This is a genomic window from Inquilinus sp., assembly GCF_057815775.1.
This window is the reverse complement of sequence record NZ_JBYRFX010001050.1, coordinates 1-9,469: the sequence shown is the minus strand read 5'-3', so window position 1 is coordinate 9,469 and position 9,469 is coordinate 1. Positions and strand designations below refer to the sequence as shown.

Here is a 9,469-nt window from a genome sequence, read left to right as displayed (position 1 = left end):
GGGTCGCGCTCCGGCACCAGGTGGTCGAAGGCGTCGACCCACAGATCCAGGATGCGGGCCAGCACGGCGCGGTACAGCGTCTCCTTGGTGCCGAAATAGTAGTGCACATTGGCCTTGGGCAGGCCGGCGCGCTCGGCGATGCCCTGCATGGTGGCGCCGGAGAAGCCGGCCTCGGCGAACACCCCCTCCGCCGCGTCCAGGATCTGCGCCTCGCGGGCCCGGCGCAGGCGGCCGCCGGAGACGGGCCGCTGCTGCGGCCCCAGGGAGGCATCGGTCTCGTCCGGCTGGTCCAGCATCTCGGCATCGCTCATGCCGGCATCATCGGTCGGAACCCCGGCTGCGTCGAGTGTGCCGTGGCAGGCCCGCCTTGCGAGATAGTTGACATAGTCAATCAATCGATTGATTTTGTCATGGATCGTGACCCGGAGATCCCAGCATGGCCAAGACAGACCTGGCCGACCATGTCGCCGCGATGCGGCATTTCAACCGCTTCTACACCCGCAGATCGGCGTGCTGGAGGAGGGGCTGCTGCAGAGCCCGTTCTCGCTGACCGAGCTGCGGGTGATGTACGAGCTGGCGCATCGTGACGCGCCCACCGCCACCGATCTGGGCCGGGCGCTGGCGCTGGACGCCGGCTATCTCAGCCGCATCCTGGGCGGGTTCGAACGGCAGGGCCTGATCGCCCGCAGCCCGTCGCCGCAAGACGGCCGGCAGAGCCTGCTGGCCCTGACCGCCGCCGGCCGGGCGGCGCTGGAGCCGCTGGAAGACCGGTCGCGCGAAGCCGTCGGCAGCCTGCTGCGCGGCCTGACCGGGGCGCAGCAGGCGCGGCTGACCGATGCGCTGCGCACGGTGGAAGGGCTGCTGGACGGCGGCGGCGACCGCGGCGTGTCCACCCTGTTGCGGTCGCATCGGCCGGGCGATCTCGGCTGGATGGTGCAGCGCCATGGCGTGCTTTATGTCCGCGAGTTCGGCTGGGACGACCGCTTCGAGTCGCTGGTGGCGGAGATCGCGTCGCAGTTCCTGGCCGAGCACGACCCGAAGCGCGAGCATTGCTGGATCGCCGAGCTGGATGGCGAACCCGTCGGCTCGGTCATGCTGGTGCGGCTGACCGACCGCGTGGCCAAGCTGCGGCTGCTGCTGGTGGAGCCGAAGGCGCGCGGCCACGGCATCGGTGCCCGACTGGTTGAAGAATGCATCCGCTTCGCCCGCCAGGCCGGCTATTCCAGGGTTACGCTGTGGACCAATGCGGAGCTGCTGCCGGCTCGGCGGATCTACGACAAGGCCGGCTTCCGCCTGGTCGATGCCCAGCCGCACCATGATTTCGGCCCCGAGATGATCGGCGAGACCTGGGAACTGGAGCTGTGACGGCGCGTCACTCGACCCGGCGATACAGGCCGGGATAGTCCAGCACCAGTTCGTTGGCGTCGGTGCTGATCTCGGCGGCGAAGCCGCTGCCGTCGAGCGATTCGTAGCGCCAGCGCCGCGCCGCCAGGGCGGTGTAGCGCTGCTCGGTCGCGAACGGCACCAGATCGGGCAGCGGCAGATAGGCGACCTTGATCACCGCCGATTCGCCCGGCTCCAGCCGCAGCCGTCGCATCGGCAGCGTGTTGGTGAAGGGCGTCGCCACCAGATCGACATCGATGCAGCCCTGCAGCTCCGGCAGCGGCGTGCCATCGCCGGTGGTCTAGGTGCCGCCGCCATCGGCGATCAGCCGCAGCCGCCGGTCGCCGGCATGGTCGGTCACCGCCAGCGACCGCACCCGCCATTCGGCGTCCAGCACGATGGTGTAGGTCAGAGCCCATTGCACCGGTCCGCCGACATGGTCGGCATCGCCGCCGATCACGACGCTGTCGGCCTGGATCCAGGCGCCGCTGCGGTGCAGCCGCAGATGCTCCAGCCCGGTGCCTTCGGCGGGGGCCCATCGGACGTGCCGGTCCATGCGGCATCTCCTCATCGTTCCTGAAACGTTCTTAGCATGATTCGCGGCCGCGCAACAATCGATAATGAGAGTGACTATCAATTGAAAATTGAGTTGACCATTTGGTCAGGTTTTCGATACCGTCACGATCAGGAGAGGCGGTGCCGACGATCGAATCCGGGGCATCCGGACCGGCGGCCCCTGGGGGAGACTGACGGATGACCATCGGATCCGACATCGCGGCAGGCCGCCTGGGCGCCGACCGCATCGCCGACGACTTCGCGGAAATCCACCCGCCGCTCGACCGGCGCACGGCGCTGATCGAATCCAGCCGCTGCTATTTCTGCTATGACGCGCCCTGCATCGAGGCCTGCCCGACCGGGATCGACATCCCCGCCTTCATCAAGGGCATCGCCACCGACAATGTGAAGGGTGCGGCGCAGGTCATCCTGAGCGCCAACATCATGGGCGGCATGTGCGCCCGGGTCTGCCCGGTCGAGGAGCTGTGCGAGGACGCCTGCGTCCGCAACCACCAGGAAGAGAAGCCGGTGACGATCAGCGCGCTACAGCGCTACGCCACCGACCATGTGTTCCAGCGCGACATCCAGTTGTTCAGCCGGGCGCCCGCCACCGGCAAGCGCATCGCCGTGGTCGGGGCCGGCCCGGCCGGGATCGCCTGCGCCCACCGCCTCGCCGTGCTCGGCCATGACGTGGTCGTGCTCGAGGCGAAGGAAAAGGGCGGTGGCCTGAACGAATACGGCCTCGCCGCCTACAAGATGACGGATGATTTCGCCCAGGCCGAGCTGGCCTATATCCTCGAGATCGGCGGCATCGAGATCCGCACCGGCGTCGTCCTGGGCCGCGACGTCACCCTGGCCCAGCTGCGGCAGGACTACGACGCCGTCTTCCTCGGCCTCGGCCACAACGCGGTCAACGCGCTGGGCTGCGACGGCGAGGCGCTGGCCGGGGTGGAAAGCGCGGTCGATTTCATCGCCCGGCTGCGCCAAGCCGGCGACAAGGCCTCGGTGCCGGTCGGCCGGCGCGTCGTCGTCATCGGCGGCGGCAACACCGCGATCGACGCCGCCACCCAGGCCAAGCGGCTGGGGGCGGAAGAGGTGACGCTGGTCTATCGCCGCGGTGCCGACCAGATGTCGGCGACCTGGAAAGAGCAGGACTGGACCCAGGTCAACGGCGTCACCGTCCGGCATTGGGCGCAGCCGCGCCGCATCCTGGGCTGGCCGGCCAATGGCCGCGGCCCTTCGGTGAAAGAGGTCGAGTTCGAGCACACCCAGCTCGACGCCCAGGGCCGGCTGGCTGGCACCGGCGACCGCTTCACCGTGCTGGCCGACCAGGTCCTCACCGCCATCGGCCAGTACCTCGTGCCCTCTGCCCTGGCGAACGAGGCCGAGACGCTGGATATGGCCGGCAACCGCATCGCCGTGAACGAAGAGCGGCAGACCTCGCTGTCCGGCGTCTGGGCCGGTGGGGACTGCGTGCCGGGCCAGGACCTCACCGTCAGTGCCGTGCAGGACGGCAAACTGGCGGCGCTGTCGATCGACCGGGCGCTACGGCACTGAATGTGCTACATTGGTAGTGCATTCGGAGGAGTGACGTTATGAGCGACGGATCGAGCACCACCATCACGTTGCGCGAGGCCAACCAGGGCTTCGCCGAGATGATCCGCGCGGTCGAATCCGGCCAGGAATTCGTCATCACCCGACGGGGCCAGGCGGTGGCCAGGGTCGTGCCGATGTCCCACCGGCGCGTCCTGACCGCGGCCCAGGAAGCGGCGCTGGAGCGGACCCGGGCGCGCATGGCCCATGGCTATCGCAGCGCGGCGCCGGAATCTTTCGACCGTGACGCGCTGCATGACCGATAGGCGGTTCACCTTGGACACCAATGTCCTCGTCTACGCGATCGACAGCACCGAAGGCGACAAGCATCAGCGGGCGAAGGAGATCGTCGAGCGCGCGGCCCGGGCCGACTGCGTCCTCACGCTCCAGGTGCTGGGGGAATTCTACGTCACCTCGCAGCGCCGCCGCCTGTTGCCGGCCGCCGACGCGGCGGCCCAGATCGGCGACTGGGTGGAGCTGTTCGCGACCGTGGCTTCGACGGAGACGAATGTCGTGGCGGCCGCGCGGGAAGCCGCCGCCAAGCGGTACAGCTACTGGGACGCGATGATGCTGTCGACGGCCGACAGCCACGGCTGCACGACGCTGCTAAGCGAGGATATGGCGGACGGCGTGGCGCTGGGCGGCGTCACCGTGCGCAACCCCTTCCGGGGCGCGCGGCTGCCGGACGAGATCGAGGCGCTATTGACGGTTTGACCCGGCCGGCGTCGCCGGTCGATGGATTTGCGTGAAGCGGCCACCAGAGCCGCGGAACACCAGCTGGAGGCTGTGATGGCCGATCTGACCAACAATTTCCTGGGGATCCGCTCCCCCAACCCGTACTGGCTGGCCTCGGCGCCGCCGACGGACAAGGAATACAACGTCGTCCGCGCCTTCCGCGCCGGCTGGGGCGGGGTGGTGTGGAAGACGCTGGGCGAGGACCCGCCGGTGGTCAACGTCTCCTCCCGCTACGGCGCCGTCAGCTACAACGGCACCCGCATCGCCGGCCTCAACAACATCGAGCTGATCACCGACCGGCCGCTGGAGCTGAACCTGCGCGAGATCAAGCAGGTCAAGCGCGACTGGCCGGACCGGGCGATGATCGTGTCGCTGATGGTGCCCTGCGAGGAAGAGAGCTGGAAGTCGATCCTGCCGCTGGTCGAGGACACCGGGGCCGATGGGATCGAGCTGAATTTCGGCTGCCCGCACGGCATGTCGGAACGCGGCATGGGCTCCGCCGTCGGCCAGGTGCCGGAATATGTCGAGATGGTCGCGCGCTGGTGCAAGCAGTACACGCGCATGCCGGTGATCGTGAAGCTGACGCCGAACATCACCAACATCCTGGGGCCGGCCCGGGCGGCCAAGCGCGGCGGCGCCGACGCGGTGTCGCTGATCAACACTATCCAGTCGGTGGTCTCGATCGATCTCGACCTGATGGCGCCGACGCCGACGGTCGACGGCCGCGGCACCCATGGCGGCTATTGCGGCCCGGCGGTGAAGCCGATCGCGTTGCGCATGGTCGGCCAGATCGCGCGCGACCCGGAATGCCAGGGCATGGCGATCTACGCCATCGGCGGCGTCTCGACCAGGCGCGATGCGGCGGAGTTCATGGCGCTGGGCGCCGCCAACGTCCAGGTCTGCACCGCGGCGATGACGCATGGCTTCAAGATCGTCGAGGACATGTCGTCCGGCCTGGCCAACTGGATGGACGAAAAGGGCTATGCCGAAACCCAGGCCTTCCAGGGCCTGGCGGTGCCGAACTTCGTCGAATGGCAGGATCTGAACATCAACTTCAAATCCATCGCCGCCATCAACCAGGACGCCTGCATCCAGTGCGGCAAGTGCTACATCGCCTGCGAGGACACCTCGCACCAGTCGATCTTCGCGCTGCGCACGCCGGAGGGCGGCCGGCGCTACGAGGTCAATGAGGAAGAGTGCGTCGGCTGCAACCTGTGCATGCTGGTGTGCCCGGTCGACAATTGCATCACCATGGAGACGGTGGACACCGGTCGGCCCTATCTGAACTGGCAGCACCACCCCAACAACCCGATGCGTAAGGACGCCGCGGAATAGCCCTGTCCCTCGATTTTGATGCGATTTGGCTTCGTCGGCATCGGGGGGATCGGTCATGATGGCCCCCTTTTCCGATTGGTCGACACGACGAGTGAGGGGAACAATGGCTTTCAAGCGACGCGCGGTGCTGGTGGGGATGATGACCGCGGCGCTGGCCGGCTGCGCCGGCAAGGTGCCGGCAAGCGCGGTTCCGGTCGAGGCGAAGATCGACGATTTCGCGGGCTCCTGGATCGGATCCAGCCAGGAGGAGACGCAGCGTGCCGCCGCGGTGATCCTGGAGCCGCATGCCGATGGCGGCTTCCGGCTGTTCTGGCGCAACGTGCAGGCCGGGACCGATGGCGGCGGGCTGGAATTCCGCGAGCGGGAGCTGGCGTTCCAGGCCTCGACCCGGCCGAATTTCTGGACCGCCACCGTGCCGGCCGACCGCGCCTACGCCACTGCCAGCCTGGCCGGCCTGACCCTGACGGTCGAGGTCGTCGGCACCACCAAGGAGGGCAAGGTCGAGCGCCAGCTCTACCGCCGCACCCTGGTCGACAGCACCCATCTGAAGCTGGCCTACACCCGCGAAGTGGCGGGCCAGCCGGCCTCGACCATCGAGGGCGATTTCATCCGCAAGCCGGCCTGATCGCAGGGATCGGACCAAGGATTTGACGATGCAGCAGAACATCCAGATCGACCCGCAGCGCCTCTGGGACGCGATCATGGAAACCGCGGAGTTCGGGAAGACGGCCAAGGGCGGCGTCAAGCGCCTGACCCTGACCGATCTCGACGCCCGGGTCCGCGATTGGTTCAAGACGCAATGCGAGTCGGTCGGCTGCACCGTCACGGTGGATGAGGTCGGCAACATGTTCGCCCGCCGGCCGGGCCGGGATGAGTCGCTGCCGCCGATCTGCATCGGCAGCCATCTCGACACCCAGCCGACGGGCGGCAAGTTCGATGGCATCCTCGGGGTCCTTTCGGGCCTCGAGCTGCTGCGCACCCTGCACGACACCGGCTACGAGACCAACGCCCCGATCGAGGTCATCAACTGGACCAATGAGGAGGGATCGCGCTTCGCCCCGGCGATGCTGTGCTCCGGCGTCTTCGCCGGCGTGTTCACCAAGGAATTCGCCTACAGCCGCGAGGACCGCGAAGGCCATCGCTTCGGTGAGGCGCTGGAGACGATCGGCTACAAGGGCGAGGTGCCAGTCGGCGGGCGCAAGCTCGGCGCGCATTTCGAGCTGCATATCGAGCAGGGCCCGATCCTCGAGAATGAGGACAAGGTGATCGGCGTCGTCACTGGCGTGCAAGGCATGCGCTGGTACGAGGTGACGGTGACCGGCCGCGAAAGCCATGCCGGCTCGACCCCGATGCGGTTGCGGCGCGACGCGCTGCGCGGCGCCGCCCGGATGGTCGAGGCGGTGATCGCGGTCGGCGACGCCACCGCGGATGCGGTCGCCACGGTCGGACTGATGGAAGTGCGGCCGAATAGCCGCAACGTCATCCCGGGCGAGGTGTTCTTCACCATCGACTACCGCCACCCCGACGATGCGAAGATCGGGGTGATGGAGGCGGCAGCGCGGGCGGCGATCGACCGGATCGCGGCGGAGCTGAAGCTCGAGGTCAAGGTCGACGCGATCTGGGATTCGCCGGCGGTCAAGTTCGACCCGGCCTGCATCGACGCGGTGGAGAATGCCGCCCAGGCCAATGGCTTCACCCATCGGCGCATCGTCTCCGGCCCCGGGCATGATTCGGCCTATATCGCCCGAGTGGCACCGACCGCGATGATCTTCGTGCCGTGCTGGGAAGGCGTCAGCCACAACGAGGCGGAGAGCATCGAGTTCGACCACGCTGCCGCCGGGGCCAATGTCCTGCTGCGCGCCGTGCTCGATTACGACCGCTCGCTCGAACACGGAAAGGCGGCCTAGAGAATGGTCGCTCCGGCTGTGCGGTCCCAGGTTTCCCCGGCAACTGCGGCCGGGCCGGCCGCGCCGCCGGTGGTCGAGACGCGGCGCCTCGGCCTGACCTTCCAGACAGCGGATGCGCCCGTGGTGGCGTTGCAGGATATCGACCTGACCATCGGCGAGGGCGAGTTCGTGTCGCTGATCGGCCCGTCCGGCTGCGGCAAGACCACGCTGATGCGGGTGGTGGCCGACCTGGTGCGGCCGACCGCCGGATCGGTCACGGTCAACGGCATGACGCCGGAACAGGCCCGGCTGGCCCGCGCCTATGGCTATGTGTTCCAGGCGCCGGCGCTGTACCCCTGGCGCAATGTCCGCCGCAATGTCGAGCTGCCGCTGGAGATCATGGGCATCAAGGCGGCGGAGCGGCAGGAGCGGGCGCGCCAGGCGCTGGCCACCGTCGGGCTCGGCCAGTTCGAGAAGAAGTTCCCGTGGCAGCTGTCCGGCGGCATGCAGCAGCGGGTGTCGATCGCCCGCGCGCTCGGTTTCGCGCCCAAGCTGCTGCTGATGGACGAGCCGTTCGGCGCGCTGGACGAGATCACCCGCGACAACCTTAATGTCCATCTGCTGGACCTGTGGAACCGCACCAACCTGACGGTGGTGTTCGTCACCCATTCGATCCCGGAGGCGGTGTTCCTGTCCTCCAAGATCGTGGTGATGTCGCCGCGGCCGGGCCGGATCCTCGACGTCATCGACAGCGGCCTGCCGCGCGACCGCGACCTCGACATCCGCGAGACGCCGGAATTCCTCGCCATCGCCCAGCAGGTCCGCGAAGGCCTGCGCGCCGGGCATTCCTACGAATGAGGGCGGCATGACCGCCCTTGCCGAAGCCCTGCCGGCCCGGCCCGGCACCTGGTCGCGGCTGAAGCAGGGGCGGGCGCTGCCGCTGGCCACCGTGCTCGGCGCCTTCCTGGTCATCTGGTATCTCGGCGCCCTGTGGCTGAACGCGCCGCAGGCGGTGGAACGGCTGAACCGCGCCGGGACGGACTGGACCACGTCGCAATTCGTCGGCGCCATCTGGGCGCTCGACCGGCCGCTGCTGCCGACGCCGGACCAGGTCGCGGTCGATCTGTGGAACAGCACGGTCGAACGGCCGGTGACCAGCAACCGCAGCCTGATCTACCACGCCTGGGTAACGATGAGCTCGACCCTGGTCGGCTTCGTCCTGGGCACCCTGCTCGGCATCGGGCTCGCCGTCGGCATCGTCCATGTGCGGACGCTCGACCGGTCGCTGATGCCCTGGGTGATCGCCAGCCAGACGGTGCCGATCCTGGCGATCGCGCCGATGATCGTGGTGGTGCTGGGCAATATGGGCCTCACCGGGGTGATCCCGAAATCGATCATCTCGGCCTATCTCAGCTTCTTCCCGGTCACCATCGGCATGGTCAAGGGCCTGCGCTCGCCCGACCCGCTGCAGCTCGACCTGCTGCGCACCTATTCCGCCGGCGCCACCCAGGTGTTCTGGAAGCTGCGTTGGCCGGCCTCGGTGCCGTTCCTGTTCCCCAGCCTGAAGATCGGCATTTCGCTGGCCCTGGTCGGCGCCATCGTCGGCGAGTTGCCGACCGGCGCCCAGGCGGGCATCGGCGCCCGGCTGCTGACGGGATCCTATTTCGGCCAGATGATCCAGCTGTGGTCCGCCCTGGTGATGGCGGCGGTGCTGGCCCTGATCTGCGTCTATGCCGTGACCCTGACCGAACGCGCCGTCATCGCCAGCCGGGGAGGGCGGGGATGAACCGCGCCGTTTTCCGTAGTCTTGGTTGGCTGGTGCTCGCCCTGGTCCTGGCCGGCTTCGTGCTGTGGTGGATCGCCGATGGCGGCATGTTTGCTGCCGGCACTGCCTGGATCGCGCTGCCGATTCTCGCGGCGGTGGCTGCGGTCTGGCTGGCGCTGCGCGACCTGTCGCCGGTGCCGGGCCGCGCCGTCAGCAT

11 protein-coding genes and 1 pseudogene are annotated in these 9,469 nt (G+C 68.4%); 10 read left to right on the top strand and 2 right to left on the bottom strand.

The annotated features are described in order from the left end of the window. Positions 1 to 311 (bottom strand): TetR/AcrR family transcriptional regulator (locus AC3XYG_RS37440; protein WP_489144984.1); only part of this gene is annotated, 311 nt, incomplete at its 3' end. A 199-nt stretch (positions 312 to 510) separates the two neighbouring features. On the opposite strand from AC3XYG_RS37440, the gene AC3XYG_RS37435 reads away from it, so the two are divergent. After that, the gene (locus AC3XYG_RS37435) at positions 511 to 1,365 is read left to right on the top strand and encodes a bifunctional helix-turn-helix transcriptional regulator/GNAT family N-acetyltransferase (protein ID WP_489144983.1); all 855 of its coding nucleotides are present in this window, start codon (positions 511 to 513) and stop codon (positions 1,363 to 1,365) included. A gap of 7 nt (positions 1,366 to 1,372) precedes the next feature. Here AC3XYG_RS37435 and AC3XYG_RS37430 read toward each other — a convergent pair. After that, positions 1,373 to 1,939, bottom strand: a pseudogene (locus AC3XYG_RS37430) (putative glycolipid-binding domain-containing protein). 197 nt (positions 1,940 to 2,136) lie between these two features. Here AC3XYG_RS37430 and AC3XYG_RS37425 point away from each other — a divergent pair. The 9 genes from AC3XYG_RS37425 to AC3XYG_RS37385 all read left to right on the top strand — a co-directional run. Continuing rightward, positions 2,137 to 3,495: an NAD(P)-dependent oxidoreductase gene (locus AC3XYG_RS37425; RefSeq protein WP_489144982.1), complete on the top strand. Its 1,359-nt coding sequence runs from the start codon at positions 2,137 to 2,139 to the stop codon at positions 3,493 to 3,495. Between the two features lie 38 nt (positions 3,496 to 3,533). Next, entirely contained in the window at positions 3,534 to 3,797 is a 264-nt protein-coding gene (locus AC3XYG_RS37420) for a type II toxin-antitoxin system Phd/YefM family antitoxin (RefSeq protein WP_489144981.1), read from the top strand. Next, a complete protein-coding gene (locus tag AC3XYG_RS37415; RefSeq protein WP_489144980.1) occupies positions 3,787 to 4,245 on the top strand; it encodes a PIN domain-containing protein in 459 nt (152 codons plus the stop codon). The genes AC3XYG_RS37420 and AC3XYG_RS37415 overlap by 11 nt, the downstream gene beginning before the upstream one ends. Before the next feature lie 75 nt (positions 4,246 to 4,320). After that, positions 4,321 to 5,601 carry an NAD-dependent dihydropyrimidine dehydrogenase subunit PreA gene (gene preA, locus AC3XYG_RS37410; protein ID WP_489144979.1) on the top strand — a complete coding sequence of 427 codons (1,281 nt, stop codon included), beginning with the start codon at positions 4,321 to 4,323 and terminating at the stop codon, positions 5,599 to 5,601. 103 nt (positions 5,602 to 5,704) lie between these two features. Beyond that, on the top strand, positions 5,705 to 6,226 hold the full coding sequence (locus AC3XYG_RS37405) for a hypothetical protein (protein WP_489144978.1): 522 nt from the start codon (positions 5,705 to 5,707) through the stop codon (positions 6,224 to 6,226). A 28-nt stretch (positions 6,227 to 6,254) separates the two neighbouring features. Beyond that, positions 6,255 to 7,508, top strand: coding sequence for a M20 family metallo-hydrolase (locus AC3XYG_RS37400; protein ID WP_489144977.1), 1,254 nt, complete (start codon positions 6,255 to 6,257; stop codon positions 7,506 to 7,508). A gap of 3 nt (positions 7,509 to 7,511) precedes the next feature. Beyond that, complete coding sequence (locus AC3XYG_RS37395) at positions 7,512 to 8,345, top strand: ABC transporter ATP-binding protein (protein ID WP_489144976.1); 834 nt, start codon at positions 7,512 to 7,514, stop codon at positions 8,343 to 8,345. A gap of 7 nt (positions 8,346 to 8,352) precedes the next feature. Continuing rightward, positions 8,353 to 9,273 carry an ABC transporter permease gene (locus AC3XYG_RS37390; RefSeq protein WP_489144975.1) on the top strand — a complete coding sequence of 307 codons (921 nt, stop codon included), beginning with the start codon at positions 8,353 to 8,355 and terminating at the stop codon, positions 9,271 to 9,273. Then, positions 9,270 to 9,469 (top strand): hypothetical protein (locus AC3XYG_RS37385; protein WP_489144974.1); only part of this gene is annotated, 200 nt, incomplete at its 3' end. The genes AC3XYG_RS37390 and AC3XYG_RS37385, both read left to right, overlap by 4 nt.